Annotated in this window: 13 protein-coding genes; 7 read left to right on the top strand and 6 right to left on the bottom strand. The window is 70.6% G+C overall.

The genetic code is table 11. From position 1 onward, the window contains the following. Positions 1–30 precede the first annotated feature (30 nt). Positions 31–2,907, bottom strand: coding sequence for an EAL domain-containing protein (locus MKL01_RS00380; protein WP_279604317.1), 2,877 nt, complete (start codon positions 2,905–2,907; stop codon positions 31–33). A gap of 361 nt (positions 2,908–3,268) precedes the next feature. Between MKL01_RS00380 and MKL01_RS00375 the strand changes: the two genes are divergently transcribed. Further along, positions 3,269–3,496, top strand: coding sequence for a methylamine utilization protein (locus tag MKL01_RS00375; RefSeq protein ID WP_243903262.1), 228 nt, complete (start codon positions 3,269–3,271; stop codon positions 3,494–3,496). A gap of 3 nt (positions 3,497–3,499) precedes the next feature. Here the strand turns inward: MKL01_RS00375 and MKL01_RS00370 are convergent, their stop codons facing one another. Further along, a complete protein-coding gene (locus MKL01_RS00370; protein WP_243903261.1) occupies positions 3,500–4,774 on the bottom strand; it encodes an efflux RND transporter periplasmic adaptor subunit in 1,275 nt (424 codons plus the stop codon). A 186-nt stretch (positions 4,775–4,960) separates the two neighbouring features. Beyond that, positions 4,961–5,677, bottom strand: coding sequence for a sulfate transporter family protein (locus MKL01_RS00365; protein WP_243903260.1), 717 nt, complete (start codon positions 5,675–5,677; stop codon positions 4,961–4,963). Positions 5,678–5,809: 132 nt separating this feature from the next. On the opposite strand from MKL01_RS00365, the gene MKL01_RS00360 reads away from it, so the two are divergent. Both MKL01_RS00360 and MKL01_RS00355 read left to right on the top strand, forming a co-directional pair. Continuing rightward, on the top strand, positions 5,810–7,141 hold the full coding sequence (locus MKL01_RS00360) for a flavin monoamine oxidase family protein (protein ID WP_409566185.1): 1,332 nt from the start codon (positions 5,810–5,812) through the stop codon (positions 7,139–7,141). 86 nt (positions 7,142–7,227) lie between these two features. Continuing rightward, positions 7,228–7,854 (top strand): Crp/Fnr family transcriptional regulator, encoded by a 627-nt coding sequence (locus tag MKL01_RS00355; RefSeq protein WP_243903259.1) that lies wholly within the window; start codon positions 7,228–7,230, stop codon positions 7,852–7,854. Between the two features lie 156 nt (positions 7,855–8,010). On the opposite strand, the gene MKL01_RS00350 is transcribed toward MKL01_RS00355, so the two are convergent. Next, complete coding sequence (locus MKL01_RS00350; protein ID WP_243903258.1) at positions 8,011–9,009, bottom strand: 2-hydroxyacid dehydrogenase; 999 nt, start codon at positions 9,007–9,009, stop codon at positions 8,011–8,013. Between the two features lie 269 nt (positions 9,010–9,278). Here MKL01_RS00350 and MKL01_RS00345 point away from each other — a divergent pair, with 269 nt between their 5' ends. Continuing rightward, positions 9,279–9,839 (top strand): SH3 domain-containing protein, encoded by a 561-nt coding sequence (locus tag MKL01_RS00345; RefSeq protein ID WP_243903257.1) that lies wholly within the window; start codon positions 9,279–9,281, stop codon positions 9,837–9,839. Between the two features lie 528 nt (positions 9,840–10,367). On the opposite strand, the gene irr is transcribed toward MKL01_RS00345, so the two are convergent. Next, positions 10,368–10,883 (bottom strand): Fur family transcriptional regulator Irr, encoded by a 516-nt coding sequence (gene irr / locus MKL01_RS00340; protein WP_243903256.1) that lies wholly within the window; start codon positions 10,881–10,883, stop codon positions 10,368–10,370. 218 nt (positions 10,884–11,101) lie between these two features. Here irr and fabA point away from each other — a divergent pair, with 218 nt between their 5' ends. The 3 genes from fabA to fabI all read left to right on the top strand — a co-directional run bounded on the left by fabA (position 11,102) and on the right by fabI (position 14,201). Beyond that, positions 11,102–11,638 carry a 3-hydroxyacyl-[acyl-carrier-protein] dehydratase FabA gene (gene fabA / locus MKL01_RS00335; RefSeq protein WP_243903255.1) on the top strand — a complete coding sequence of 179 codons (537 nt, stop codon included), beginning with the start codon at positions 11,102–11,104 and terminating at the stop codon, positions 11,636–11,638. A 139-nt stretch (positions 11,639–11,777) separates the two neighbouring features. After that, positions 11,778–13,004 carry a beta-ketoacyl-ACP synthase I gene (gene fabB / locus MKL01_RS00330; RefSeq protein WP_243903254.1) on the top strand — a complete coding sequence of 409 codons (1,227 nt, stop codon included), beginning with the start codon at positions 11,778–11,780 and terminating at the stop codon, positions 13,002–13,004. Positions 13,005–13,370: 366 nt separating this feature from the next. Further along, positions 13,371–14,201, top strand: coding sequence for an enoyl-ACP reductase FabI (gene fabI, locus MKL01_RS00325; RefSeq protein WP_243903253.1), 831 nt, complete (start codon positions 13,371–13,373; stop codon positions 14,199–14,201). A 91-nt stretch (positions 14,202–14,292) separates the two neighbouring features. On the opposite strand, the gene MKL01_RS00320 is transcribed toward fabI, so the two are convergent. After that, positions 14,293–14,544, bottom strand: a 252-nt coding sequence (locus tag MKL01_RS00320; RefSeq protein ID WP_243903252.1) for a hypothetical protein, incomplete at its 5' end; no start/stop codon positions are given.

Below are 14,544 nucleotides of genomic sequence, written 5' to 3'. Positions count from 1 at the left end.
GCTTCACCCAGGGGAGCCCGGGCGGGCCACTCAGGCGATGGCCCGGCAGGTCCCGTTCCAGCGGTGGATCACCTCGGTGACCTCGGAGACCGGGACCGGGCGGCTGAACAGGTAGCCCTGGACCTCGTCGCAGCCCTCGGCACGCAGCTGGGCGAGCTGCGCCTCCGTCTCGACGCCCTCGGCGGTGGTGGTCATGCCCAGGCTTGCGCCGAGCCCGATCACCGCCCGGACGATGAAGTCCGTCCCGTCCTTCATGCAGAGATCCCGCACGAAGGACTGATCGATCTTGATCTTGTCGAACGGGAAGCTGCGCAGGTAGCTCAGCGACGAGTAGCCGGTGCCGAAATCGTCCATCGCGACGCGCACGCCCAGCGCCTTGAGGCTGTGGAGGATCGCCGTGGTCGCGCCCGGATTGGCCACCAGCACGGACTCGGTGATCTCCAGTTCCAGCCGCCGGCCGGGCAGGCCGGTCCGCCGCAAGGCCTCGCGCACCGCGGTGACGAGGCTGGCCGACGTGAACTGAACCGCCGAGACGTTGACCGCGACCTTGAGCCCGTCGGGCCACCGGGCGGCTTCCTCGCAGGCGCGCCGCAGCACCCATTCCCCGAGCGGCACGATCAGGCCGAGCTCCTCGGCGATCGGGATGAACTCGGCCGGCGAGATAAAGCCGCGGACCGGGTGATCCCAGCGCAGCAGGGCCTCGAAGCCGCAGATCCGGTCGGTGTCGAGGCTGTAGATCGGCTGGTAGTAGACCTCGAATGCCTCGCGGGCGAGGGCGTCGCGCAGATCGCGTTCGAGGATCCGGCGCGCCTGGAGCCGGGCGTCCATCTCGGGCTCGAAGAACCGGAAGGCGCCCCGCGCCTCGGACTTACCGCGGTCGAGGGCGACCTCGGCGTTCTTCAAAAGTTTCTCGCAGCTCGTCCCGTCGCTCGGCGCCAGGGTGATGCCGATGGTCAATCCGACGCTGATCTCGTGACTGCTCAGGCTGTAGGGCGCGCTCACCACCTCGATGATCCGGCGGGCCAGCACCGCGGCATCCTCTGGCCGGTCGATGCCGCGCTGGACGATGATGAATTCGTCGGCGCCGAGCCTCGCGACGCAGTCGATCTCGCGGACGCAGGCGGTGAGCCGGTTGGCCACCGCCGCCAGGAGCTCGTCGCCGACCCCGTGCCCCAGCGTCTCGTTGACGGGTCGGAAATCGTCGAGGTCGATCGCGAACACCGCGAAGCCGTGATCGCGACCGGCCTGCGCGACGGCCGCCTCGATCTGCTGGCCCAGCGCCAGGCGGTTCGGAAGTCCGGTGAGCATGTCGTGGTGGGCCAGGAACGCGATCCGGGCCTCGGCGCGCCGACGCTCGGTGACGTCTTCGTAGGTCGCCACGAAGCCGCCGTCCGCGGTCTGGCGGCGGTCGATCGCCACGACGCGACCGTTGCTCAACTCCTGGAAATGCGTGCGCCACGCCCCGTTCTGGAAGGCCTCGCCCTGCTGACGCAGCAGCGTCTCGAGGTCCTGCCCGACATGGTTGCCGGCCACCAGGCTGGCGTTCATGACCTCGAGGGTGGTCATCCCCGGCACCACCGTCCCCGGGGACAGGCCGTAGATCTCGCCGTAGCGGCGATTGACAACCATCAGCCGGTTCTGCGCGTCGTACAGGCAGAGGCCCTGGGACATGTTGTCGAGGGCCGCGTCGAGCCGGAGATTGGTCTGCGTCAGGCGATCCTCCTGCTCCTTCAGCAGGCTGATGTCGCTGCACACGGCGATGAAGCCGCCCTGCTGCGTGGCGCTGCGGCTCACCCGCAGCCAACGTCCGTCCGCGAGGCGGCTGTCGCCGTCCTGACTGAGCGCCCGGAAGCAATCGGCGATCTGCTCGGATTCGGGACGTCCCGAGGGCGGCATCGTCAGGCAGATGCCGGCTTCCATCGCGGCTTCGAGGCCGTCGAAGACGTGCAGGGCCTGTGCGTTGGCCAGGGCGATCCGCCCGGCCGAGTCAACGATCACCACGGCCTCGCGCGAGGTCTGCACCGCGTCGGTGACCAGCGCCTCGGCGCGACGGCGCTGGCTGACCTCGCGCGCCATCATGGCGCGGATGTTGTCGCGCATGGCCGCCATGGAACGCAGCAGGCTGCCGAGTTCGTCGCGTCCCCCGGCCGGGATGCCGTCGTCCAGGCGTCCGCTGGCGATGCGCTCGGCGGCGGCCGACGCCGCGGCCAGAGGCCCGCTGATGCGACGGTTGAGCAGCCACGCGATCAGCGCGCAGGCGCCGATCGCGATTCCCGCCGCCACCGCGTTGAGCCGCATCTCCCAGGCGACGAGCATCCGCGCCGCCTGCCGGAAGGTGAAACCGTCGCCCGCCGTGTGATTCACCAGCAGGTCGATCTGGTTGTCCACGACGGCGGCCCTCTGATCCAGGGCTTCCCAGCGCTCCGGCCGCGCCGTCGACGGATCGATCCCCCGGCGCATCTCTTCCCAGGCCGCCACCGCCGCTTGGACGGCGCCGGCCGAACGGACCGCCCGTGCGGATTGCGAGCGCTCGACGGCGATCGTCAGGTCCTCGGCCAGCGTCGTCGAGAGGGCCGCGATCTCGGCATCGAGCTTGGCGATCTCCGTCGGGTCGCGACGGCTCATCCGCCGCGCGTAGGCCGCCTGCATCTTGGCGAAATCGGCCGCTGTCGCCCGGGCGTAATTGATGGACATCAGCGATTCGTCGTACGTGCGGTTGATCAGCGTCCCGATGTGCGAGATCGCCGCGACCGCGTAGAGCCCGAGGGCGCCCGACAGCAGACTCATGCCGAGGAACGCCACGAAGATCCGGCCCCGGATCGTGGTCGCCAGTCCGAAGGTGCGTCGCGCCGGGCGTTCCGACACGGGCCGCCCCCTTACGTCCCTGGCTGTTTCGGGGTCTCGCATCGCACCGGCCGCCACGTCACAGGTCAGGTCAGGTGTAATCGTCACATATTAAAAGCTGATTATCCCATCCGAGCGAGAAGTCTGAGCCGCGGCGGCCGCATCGACCGTTCGAAAATCGGTCCTTCGATGCGATGTGCGATAATTTGTGTATCGCGAAAATGTTTCTTCGGTGAACGAAGAGGTTCGTTAATCTTCGGGCAGGGAGAATGGAGTGCCGCTCTTAAGCTCGAGGGTCTTGGTTTTGTCGTACGGGCGCACAATCCTGACGGCCGCCCTGGCGCTATCGATCGGCGCAGGGTGCGGCCTGTTCATCGCTGATAAGTTGAACGCGTCCGGCATCGCAGTGTCGCAGAAGGGGCGGATGTTCCACCCGGACAGTCTCACCATAGGCCGCGGCGAGACGATCACGATCGTCAACGACGACAGCGACCTCCTGCATCACGCCTTCGTCGAGTCCCCGAGCTTCAACTTCGATTCTGGCGACCAGGAGCCTGGCAGCCGCACACCGATCACCTTCAACGAGCGCGGGACCTTCCAGGTCCTCTGCGGCATCCATCCGAAGATGAAGCTCGTGGTCCGGGTGAACTGAGGCTCAGCGCTCGGCCGACTGCATCGGCGCGGGCGGGGATTGCGGCTTGACGCGCTCGATGACCTGGCCGTCGCGCAGCTCCGGGGGCGGACTGTAGATGACGCGGCTCGCCGCCGTCAGGCCGGATTCCAGCTCCAGGGTGCGCCCCAGGTCGCGCCGGACGCGCACGGTGCGCCACGTCACCCGGTCGTCGTCGCCGACCTCCGCGACCTGCAGGCCGTTGCTGTTGAACACCGTCGCCTCGGCCGGGATCGCGATCGCCGGCTCCGTCCTGGGGATCTTCAGGGTCACGTAGGCGTAGAGCCCGGCCCTCAGCGCACGGTCGGGGTTCGGCACGTCGACCTGCGTGGTCAGGGTGCGCGACGCGGCGTTCAGGGCCACCGAGCTGCGCTCGACGAACCCGTCGAAGCTGCGGCCGGGGAGCTGCGGAACCGTGATCACGGCCTTCACCCCCGGCTTGACCCCGACGGCGTCGTTCTGCGGCACGTTGACGGTGATCCGCAGGCTGGTGTCCTGGTCGAGGGTCAGGAGCGACGTGCCGCCGTTGTCGGCCCGGACAAGATCGCCGACATCGACGTTGCGGACCGTCACGACGCCGTCGAACGGCGCCACGACCCGCTCGAAGGCCGTGAGCGCCCGGAGCCGCTCGACCGCGGCTTCCTGTGACTTGATGTTGGCGGTCGCGACCTTCACGCCCCCCTCCGCGGCGGCAAGGGTCGCGGCCTGGGACAGGACGCTGGCCTGCGCGGTGTCGGCGTTCTGCCGGGAGGCCCAGCCCTGCACGGCGAGCGTCGTGGTGCGGTTGTTGGTGAGGTTGGCGAGGTTGACGTTGGCGCGGGCCTGCTCGACCTGGGCCTGCGCCTGCAGCAGCTGCGCCTTCAGCTGGCCGACCTGCGCCTCGGCCTGCGCGAGCTGCTGATCGAGATCGGGGGCGGCGATCCGGAGCAGGAGATCCCCGGCCTGGACCCGCGAGCCGATGTCGACCCGCCGCTCCGCAATGTAGCCGGTGGCCCGCGCGGCGATCGCCGCCGTGGTGAAGGCCTGCATCTCCCCGGGCAGGACCAGGTCGAGGGGCCCCTCGGCGCGTTCCGCCGCCACCGTGCGCACCAGGGGAATCAGGGTTCTGGTCTGTTCCAGGGTGGCGGTCGCCTCGGCGTCCCGCCGCCAATGGCCATACGCGCCCCAGGCCAGCAGCCCGACGCCGGCAAGGCCGACAAGCAGGAATGGGATCTTGCCCGGCGGCGGGGGCACGTCCTGGGCCACGTCGTGCGCCTTCATCGATCCGCTCTCCGCCCAAGCGCCAGGCCGGGTTGCCGCGACGGTAGCGGCCGGGGGGCACCGCCGCCAGCGCGGGCTTTGGCCGCAGCGCGGCAGCCGGGTCGCCAGTATCGTGCCGAACGGTGACTGGCACGTTTCCGGTCGCGATGTCGCCGCTCAAGACCCGGGTCCCCCGGACAGGTCTCTCTATCCGGCCCGATCGGGCAGGCGCGGCCCCTCGACACGCAGGCGCCGGCTGAGGCGCTTGTGCAGATGGACCATCAGGGCGATCCCGAACAGCGGCGTCAGCAGATTGAGGACCGGCACCACCATCAGGCCCGCGAGCAGGCAGCCGGCGGCGAGGGTCCGTCCCGAGAACACGCGCCGCATCTCGGCGGCCTCGGGGAGGGAGCGGAACCGGGCGGCCGCCATCTCGAAATACTCACGGGCCAGCAGGTAGGCGTTTGCCGCGAAGAACGCCGCGATCCCGATCACCGGCACGAAGAAGATCACGAGCGCCGCGAGATTGACCAGCAGCGTCACACCGGCGAAGCGGACCGCGTACAGCATGGCGGTGGAGAGCGGCATGGCGCGCCCCGGCGGGTCGTCCGGGAAGTCGGTCCGCTCCACGATGGCGGCCGCGTCGTCGAGGAAGAATCCCGCTACCAGGATCGAGACCGCCGGCATGAGATAGGCGAGCACGACGACGAGGCCGAAGCCCGCGAGATAGTAGGCGAGGCTGTCGAGGATCGGGTACTGGGCGGAGATGTGGTGGCTGGCCTGGAACGCCTGGATGAGCCGCGTGAGCCCGAGCCAGACCAGCGCGAGGAGTCCGAGCGTCAGGCCGAGGGATTTCCACAGGATCGCCCGCAGCGGCGGCGAGAAGGTCTGGCGCAACGCCGCCGTGGCGGACTCGACGAGCATCGCATGAGGGCTCCGGCGCGCGCCGACGACGGCGCGGCTGCGTTGTGGAGCGGTGCGGCAGGCGGCGCAAGGCCGCGGTCGCCGCAGGGCAGGGGAGCGACGGGAGGGCACGTGAAGGGAGCAACGACGAGGATCCCGAGGCCGCAGGCGCCCGGTCCCCGGCAGACCGATGCGCCGCGCCGGCCCGCCTACGAGCCGCGCCTGGCGCCGCTGCCCGAGACGCCGGAGGTCCTGGTGATCGGCGCGGGCGCCGCCGGCATCGGAGCGGCCCGGACCCTGGCGGAGCGGGGTGTGACGGTGGCGGTGCTGGAGGCGCGCGACCGCGTCGGCGGCCGTGCGTTGACCGTGTCCCTGCGCGGCCATGCCCTCGATCTCGGCGCGCATTGGCTCCATGCCGGGCCGATCAATCCCCTGGTGGCGCTCGGACGGGACCGCGGAGAGCGGCTGCGCCGCGCTCCGCAGGACAGCCACGTCTGGGTGCGGCATCGGCCCGGCCGGCCCGACGAGGTCCGGGCGAATGCCCGCGCCTTCGCCCGCGCCGACCAGGCCATGACCCGCGGCGGTGCCGAAGCCGGCGCCGACCGGTCGGCGGCCAGCGCGCTGCCGCCAAGCCTCGGCCCCTGGGATGCGCGGGTGGCGCAGGTCCACGGCCTCGTCTCCGGGCGGCCGCTGGAGGAGGTCTCGCTCCAGGACTTCCCGAGCCTGGAATACAGCGAGAACTTCTTCCTCGCCGACGGTTACGGCAGCTATCTCGCCCGCCTCGCCGACGGCTTGCCGATCGCGCTCTCCGCGCCGGTGGCCCGGGTCGACTGGTCGGGCGGCCGCGTCCGGGTCACGACCGCGGGCGGTACCGAATACCGGGCCCGGGCGGCGATCGTGACCGTGCCGATCATGGTGCTGCGCGACGGGCCGGCCTTCACGCCGCCGCTGCCGAACGCGGTCCGCGCCGCCGTCGACGGCTTCAGCACCGGCATCTACGAGCACGCGGTCCTGCACTGGCCGTCGAGCCCGTTCCGGGGGCGCGACCGGCTCGCGGCGGTCCAGGGCGCGCGGCACGTGCCCGCCGGGCTGCTCACCCGCATCGACGGCACGCCGTTCCACTATTACGAACTCGACCTGCACGAGGCCGCGGCGATCGACGCCGCCGGCTCGGGCGTGGACGGCGTGCGCCGCCACGTCCGGGCGGTGCTCGGCGCGCTGTTCGGGCGGGCGCGGCTGCGTGACCTCACCATCCCTGCGGTAAGCACCTGGCGCCACGACCCCTGGTCGCTGGGATCCTGGGCGGTCGTCCCGCCCGGGCATGCGCCGGCGCGGCACGTCCTGCGGGAGCCGGTCGCCGATACCGTCTGGTTCGCCGGGGAAGCTCTCTCGCGGGAACAATGGGGGACGGTCGGCGGCGCCTACGCGGAGGGGATGCGCGCCGCCGAGGCGGTCGCCGATCGGATCCGCGCCGGCACGGCCTGACCCCGGCCGGTCGCGCCGGCGCGGGGCCCGCTTGCCGGAGCCGGACAAGACGGGCATCCCCGGGCAACGCGCTTCGGGGGATCGCAATGGATTGGGTCGAGGGCATCGGATACATCGGCACCGCGCTGACGATCTCGGCCACCGCCATGAGCACGATGATCCCGCTGCGGATCATCTCGCTCTGCGCCAGCTGCGCGGTGATCACCTACGGGATCCTCATCGGTAGCATGCCGGTGGTGCTGACCGAGCTGATCCAGATGCCGTTCAACGCCTACCGGCTCTGGCAGATGCTGCGCCTCGTCCGGGACGTCGAGACGGCGGCCGACGGTGACCTCTCCCTGGAATGGCTGCGCCCGTTCGGCTCGCGCCGGCCGTTCGGGATCGGCGAGGTGGTGTTCCGAAAGGGCGATACCGCCGACGAGATGTACTACGTCGAGAGCGGCGTGTTCCGGATCCCGGAGGTCGGGATCGAGGTCCGCAAGGGCGGCATCGTCGGCGAGCTCGGTCTGCTCGCGCCCGGCAACGCCCGCACGGCCTCGCTGGTCTGCGTCGAGGCGGGACACGCCCTGTGCGTCACCTACTCGGACGTGAAGCAGCTCTACTATCAGAACCCGGAATTCGGTTTCTACTTCCTCAAATTGACCAGCGAGCGCCTGTTCCAGGGCGTGCAGGGCATGGCCAAGCCGCAGACCGTGGCGGGCGACGCGCTCTGACGCGTCGACCGACTTCGGCCTTCGACGGCGCTCGTTCGCCGTCACCGGGCTCGGCACCGCCGGCTGTGCGACCGGAGCGAGGCCGGCCGGCCGAAGCCGCCGCGCCCGGTGTCGCGCTGCCCTAGCGCACGCCGCTTGGCCCGCCGCGGCGCCTGCTCAGAGCATGCTCGGCAGGATGCGGTCCGGCGGCCGGTGGCCGTCCATGAAGGTCTTGATGTTGATGATGACCTTCTCGCCCATGTCGGTCCGGCTCTCGTAGGTCGCCGAGCCCATGTGGGGCAGCAGCACCACCTTGCCCTGCCGGGCGAGCTTGACGAGTCGCGGGCTGACCGCGGGCTCCTGCTCGAACACGTCGAGGCCGGCGGCCGAGACATCGCCGCCCTCGATCAGGCGCGCCAGGGCGTTCTCGTCGATGACCTCGCCGCGGGCGGTGTTCACCACGATCGCCTCGGGCTTGAGCAGCTTGAGGCGCCGCGCCGACAGCAGGTGATAGGTCGCGGGGGTGTGCGGGCAGTTCACCGACACGATGTCGACCCGCGCCAGCATCTGGTCGAGGGATTCCCAGTAGGTCGCGTCCAGCGCGCCCTCGATGGCAGCGGGGACCCGGCGGCGGTTGTGGTAGTGGATCTGGAGCCCGAAGGCGCGGGCGCGCTTGGCCAGCGCCTGCCCGATCCGGCCCATGCCGACGATGCCGAGCCGCTTGCCGGTGATGCGGCGGCCGAGCATCCAGGTCGGCGACCAGCCGGTGGTCCACTCGTCGTCAGGGATGATGCGCGCGCCCTCGGTGACCCGGCGGGCCACCGCGAGGATCAGCGCCATGGTCATGTCGGCGGTGTCCTCGGTCAGCACGCCGGGCGTGTTGGTGACCGTGATGCCGCGCTCCAGCGCCGCCGCCACGTCGATGTGATCGACGCCGTTGCCGAAATTGGCGATCAGCCGCAGGTTCGGACCGGCCTGGGCGATCAGACCGGAATCGACTTCGTCGGTGACGGTGGGGACCAGCACGTCGGCCTCGCGCACGGCCGCCGCCAGGGCGTCCGTCGCCATCGGCGCGTCTTCGCTGTTGAGCCGGACGTCGAACAGCTCGCGCATCCGCGTCTCGACGGCGTCCGGAAGGCGCCGCGTCACAACCACCAGCGGCTTGCGCTTCGACACGTCTCTCTCCCCGGTCGGCCTCGCGGGCCTGGTTGCGGCTCGCGCCCGGCCGCCCGCGCCCGGACTGCTCTGCGCAAGCGTCCGTTAACCGAACTCGGCCAGACAGGTTCGGTCAAGAGGCGCCGGTTCCGGAGCCCGTTCCGACCCACTGGCCTCTCTACCAGAGGTGGGCCGGAACACAATCGGAAGCCGGCACGGCCTTGCCGGGCGGGCCCCGCTTCCACCATGTCCGGCGTCCCGTCACGGCGCGTCCAAACTGGGAGAGGACCATGCGCGTGTCACCCCTCCGCCTCGCCGTCGCGGTGGCGCTGGCAGCCGGCCTCACGACCGGCGCCGCGGCCGCGCCGGCGGCACCCGAGACCGGCGTCGGCCCGGTGACCAAGCTGCCGCTGCCGCGCTATGCCAGCCTCAAGACCGATCGCGTCAACCTCCGGGAGGGTCCCTCCAAGGATCACAGGACGCTGTGGGTCTTCCAGCGGGCGGGCCTGCCGGTGGAGATCGTCGGCGAGTTCGAGACGTGGCGCCGGATCCGGGACGCGGAGGGCACGGAGGGCTGGGTGCTGCACTCGCTCCTGTCCGGGCGGCGCACGGCGCTGGTGAATGCCGGCCCCGACAAGGGCGCCGAAAAGGCTGCGATCTCGCTCCGGGCCAAGGCCGACGACGGCGCCGAGGACGAGGCGCGTCTGCAGTCGGGCGTGATCGGCAGCGTGAAGGCCTGCACGGGAACGTGGTGCCGCCTGGTCGTGGCGCTCCCCAACAAAAGAGACGTCGACGGCTACATCCGCCAGAACCGCCTGTGGGGGGTCTACCCGAACGAGGTGGTCGAGTAGTCCCGGCCGCTCGACACCGCAGCCGCCGGCACGGTTGTCTCCCAGGGAATCCGTGGCCGCCCGCGCAGTCGCGAAGGCCCCGAGCGGGGAGGGCGATGCCGCCGGTGCGGGACTGCGCACGCATACGCCAGGGTTCGAGTCGTTCCGCCGGTTGCCCGTCGCCGCCTGTCAGCGGACGCGGCGGTACGCGGCGCCACGCTGGTGCAGGAACTCCGCAAAGTCGACCTGGAACGGGAAGGCGGGCTGCCCGCATCGGGCGCGCCTCAGCGCTTCACGAACGCGGTGGTACCGCCTTGCGCCGATCGCTACGGCCTGCCGGATGATTCCGTCGCGACGGTCGCTCAAGCAGTTCGCGAACCTGTCGGACGGGTCCGACCCAGCCAGCGCCTGCACCTCAGTCGGCAAGAACCCGGGCCCATCGCCAGACCGAAGAGCTATTAAGCCTCGGTGTCGCGCCGGGCTGGAAACGCTGGATCGCCGCCTCGAACACGAAGCGCGCGAATCCTGCTGTACCCAGATCCGCCGGGCTCAGGCCTGGCGACGGCCCACCGGACGGCTGCGGCGGAGGCGGACGATCACCTCGACGCCGGCGATCTCCATGCCCTCCGGGGCCTCGGGCAGCGAATCGACCGTGATGCCGCAATCCGGCATGTCGATCACCTGGCTCTCGTCTTCCAAGTAGAAGTGGTGGTGTTCCGTCGGGTTCGTGTCGAAGTAGGCCTTCGAACCATCCAGGGCGAGTTGGCGGAGCAGGCCGGCCTCGGTGAACTGGTGCAGCGTGTTGTAGACCGTCGCTAGCGAGACCGGCACCTTGGCGCGCATGGCCTCGTCGTACAGCATCTCGGCGGTCAGGTGGCGGTCGCCGCGCCCGAAGAGCAGCCAGCCGAGCGACAGGCGCTGCCGCGTCGGCCGCAGGCCGGCGCGACGCAGGCGGTCGCGCAGGTCGGAGAGCGGGCAGCCGCGGCGCGGAGTCCCGTTGGCCTCCAGCTGGGGAGCGGGGACCCGGCCGTTGAAGACGGCCTGGAATGGCACCGGTTCGGACATCGCTGGACTGAACGCTCGGCTAGGGGCCTAGGGAACTTAGGCGCGTCAGTATATTAGACTGCCCGGTCAGCCGCAACCCGAGCCCTGCCGCAAGGGGGGGCGGCGGCTAATTGCTTTGAAGGCGCGGCGCACCGTGTTAACCCGCGCGCCGCCGAAAGGGTGATCACGTCGCCCGCGAACGGACCGTTCGCACCGATCCTGAGGAAACAGCCACCGCAATGCCGCCAGACGCCGAGACCCCCGCGCAGAACGCGAGCCGCCGGTCGCAGTATTCCTACGAGGACCTTCTGGCCTGCGGGCGCGGCGAAATCTTCGGACCCGGCAACGCGCAATTGCCGCTGCCGCCGATGTTGATGTTCGACCGCATCACGTCGATCGCCGCGGATGGCGGCGCCCATGGCAAGGGACACGTGACGGCCGAACTCGATATCCGGCCCGACCTCTGGTTCTTTCCCTGCCATTTCCAGGGCGACCCGGTGATGCCCGGCTGCCTGGGCCTCGACGCCCTCTGGCAGATGCTCGGCTTCCATCTGGGCTGGCTCGGAGCCCCCGGCCGCGGGCGGGCGCTGGGCGTCGGCGAGGTGAAGCTCGCCGGCCAGGTGCTGCCCTCGATCAAGCGGGTCGTGTACAACGTCGACGTCAAGCGCGTCCGTCAGGGCAAGCTGGTGCTCGGCATCGGCGACGGCTGGCTCGAGGCCGACGGCGAGCGCGTTTACCAAGTGCAGGATATGCGGGTCGGCCTGTTTCAGAGCTGAGCGGGCCCCGCACCACCGCTGATTTGGGTGTGTCTGCAACGCCGAACGCTCTCGGCTGTTGAGATTGTGTCCGCGTCACCTTAGCTGACCGGGACGCGGCGCGGGTGACCGCGGCCGCGACGGAGGTATCGTCACCATCATGCGCCGCGTCGTCATCACCGGGATGGGTATCGTCTCGTCCATCGGCAACAACACGCAGGAGGTGCTCGCCTCTCTGCGCGAAGCCCGCTCGGGCATCGCGCGCGACGCCAGCTATGCCGAGCACGGCTTCCGCAGCCAGGTCTCCGGCGCGCCCAGCCTCGACCCCGAGGGTGTGGTCGACCGGCGCGCCATGCGCTTCCACGGCGGCGGCACCGCGTGGAATCACGTCGCCATGGACCAGGCCATCGCGGATGCCGGGCTGGCGCCCGACGACGTCTCGAACGAGCGCACCGGCATCATCATGGGCTCGGGGGGACCCTCGACCCGGGTGATCGTCGAGGCCGCCGCCATCGCCCGCGACAAGGGTCCGAAGCGCATCGGCCCGTTCGCCGTGCCGAAGGCGATGTCGTCCACGGCCTCGGCGACGCTGGCGACCTGGTTCAAGATCCGCGGCGTCAACTATTCGATCTCGTCGGCCTGCGCGACGTCGAACCATTGCATCGGCAACGCCGCCGAGATCATCCAGGGCGGCCGGCAGGACATCATCTTCGCCGGCGGCTGCGAGGATCTCGACTGGACCCTGTCGGTGCTGTTCGACGCCATGGGCGCCATGTCGTCGAAGTTCAACGAGACCCCGTCGCGGGCCTCCCGGGCCTACGACGCGAACCGCGACGGCTTTGTCATCGCGGGCGGTGCGGGGGTGCTGGTGCTGGAGGAGCTGGAGCACGCCAAGGCGCGCGGCGCACGGATCTACGGCGAGATCGCGGGCTACGGCGCCACCTCGGACGGGCACGACATGGTCGCGCCCTCCGGTGAGGGCGCCGTACGCTGCATGCGCCAGGCCCTCGACGGGCTAAAGGGCGCGCGGATCGACTACATCAACCCGCACGCGACCTCGACGCCCGTCGGCGACGACAAGGAGATCGAGGCCATCCGCGAGGTCTTCGGCCGCGGCGATGCCTGCCCGCCGATCTCGGCCACGAAGTCGTTGACCGGCCACTCCCTCGGCGCCACCGGCGTCCAGGAGGCGATCTACAGCCTCCTGATGATGAACAACGGCTTCATCTGCGAGAGCGCGCATATCGACCAGCTCGACCCGGCCTTCGCCGACATGCCGATCCTGCGGACGCGTCGGGACGGCGCCAAGCTCGGGCATGTTCTGACGAACTCGTTCGGCTTCGGCGGCACCAACGCCACCCTCGTGCTCAAGCACGTCGACGCCTGACTGTCCCGTATTCGGAACCGCCGCCCGGGGGCGGCGTTTACCCGATGTTGAGGTCGGGTGGTGGCGATGAGCACTTTTATTGTCGGAACCCTGGGCGGTCTGATGCTGGCCGGCCTCGCCGCCATCTACGCCAAGCAGGCCCTGATCGACGAGGCGCGCTCCCACACGGACGGCTACTTCTGACCGCAGGCCCAGCGCCTCGAACGGCCCCGCCAACCGGCGGGGCTTTTTTTTGCCCGCGGGCGACCGCGTGCCGGATTGGAGCGTGCGGCGAGCCGCGTTAAGGCACGGTCTTGCGGTCCGGTCGATCGCACCGCGGCCCGTCCTCGTTCCGAAGGCGGTGCGCTCGTTCAGGATAGGGTCGGCATGACAGGTTTGATGGCGGGCAAGCGCGGCTTGATCATGGGGGTCGCCAACGACCACTCGATCGCCTGGGGCATCGCAAAGGCTCTCCACGCGGAGGGCGCGCGCCTCGCCTTCACCTACCAGGGCGAGGCTCTGGGCCGACGGGTGGCGCCGCTCGCCGCCAAGCTCGACTCGGACATCGTGCTGCCCTGCGACGTGGAGGATCTCGCCAGCCTCGACGCGACCTTCGAGGCGCTCGACGCGCGCTTCGACGGCGGGCTCGACTTCGTCGTCCACGCGATCGGGTTCTCCGAAAAAGCCCAGCTCAAGGGCCGCTACGTCGATGTCACGACTCGCGAGAACTTCGTGCGGACGATGACGATCTCGTGCTTCTCGTTCACCGAGGTCGCGCAGCGCGCGGCCAAGCGCATGTCGCCCGGCGGAACGCTGCTGACGCTGACCTACGGCGGTTCGACCCGGGTCATGCCGAACTACAACGTCATGGGCGTCGCCAAGGCGGCGCTGGAGGCCTCGGTGCGCTACCTCGCCGGCGATCTCGGCCCCGACGGCATCCGGGTGAACGCCCTCTCGGCCGGCCCGATGCGGACGCTGGCGGGGGCGGGGATCGCGGACGCGCGGCTGATGTTCAACCATCAGCGGGCGCACGCGCCGCTGCGGCGCACGGTCAGCCTGGAGGATGTCGGCGGCTCCGCCCTCTACCTTCTGTCGCCGCTCTCGGGCGGCGTCACCGGCGAGGTCCATTTCGTGGATGCCGGCTACAACATCATCTCGATGCCGCGCCCGGACGTGCTCCAGGCGCAGGATGAGGCCGGCGTCGTCGGCGACCTGTAGGACCGCCCGTCGCCGAATCCGTATCGGCTGCGGCCGCAAGCGCTCCGCGCGCGGAGAGGGCGGCGCCGAAGACATGAGACGGGACCCGGCGTCACTCCTCCGGGATGCGGCCCGGTGGCAGGGGCCCGGACCGGACGCCGCCGCGCTCGCCGCGGTCGGTCCGCCGCCGCTGCTCGGCGCGCGCGTCGTCGGGCGACGGCGCGGCGGACGGGTAGTTGGACGCGAAGGGGTTGGGCGGCGCGCCCCGCCCGGAGCCGCCGAAGAGCTTGTCCAGGAAGCCCTCCTCGGCGTGAGCCGGCGCCGCGATCAGCAGAACGGCAAGGGCGAGGATCGGTCGAAGCTG

The organism is Methylobacterium sp. J-070 (assembly GCF_022829385.1).
In the GTDB taxonomy this organism is placed as follows: Bacteria; Pseudomonadota; Alphaproteobacteria; order Rhizobiales; family Beijerinckiaceae; genus Methylobacterium.
Note: the sequence above shows the minus strand (reverse complement) of the source record. Positions and strands in the feature narration are given on the sequence as shown.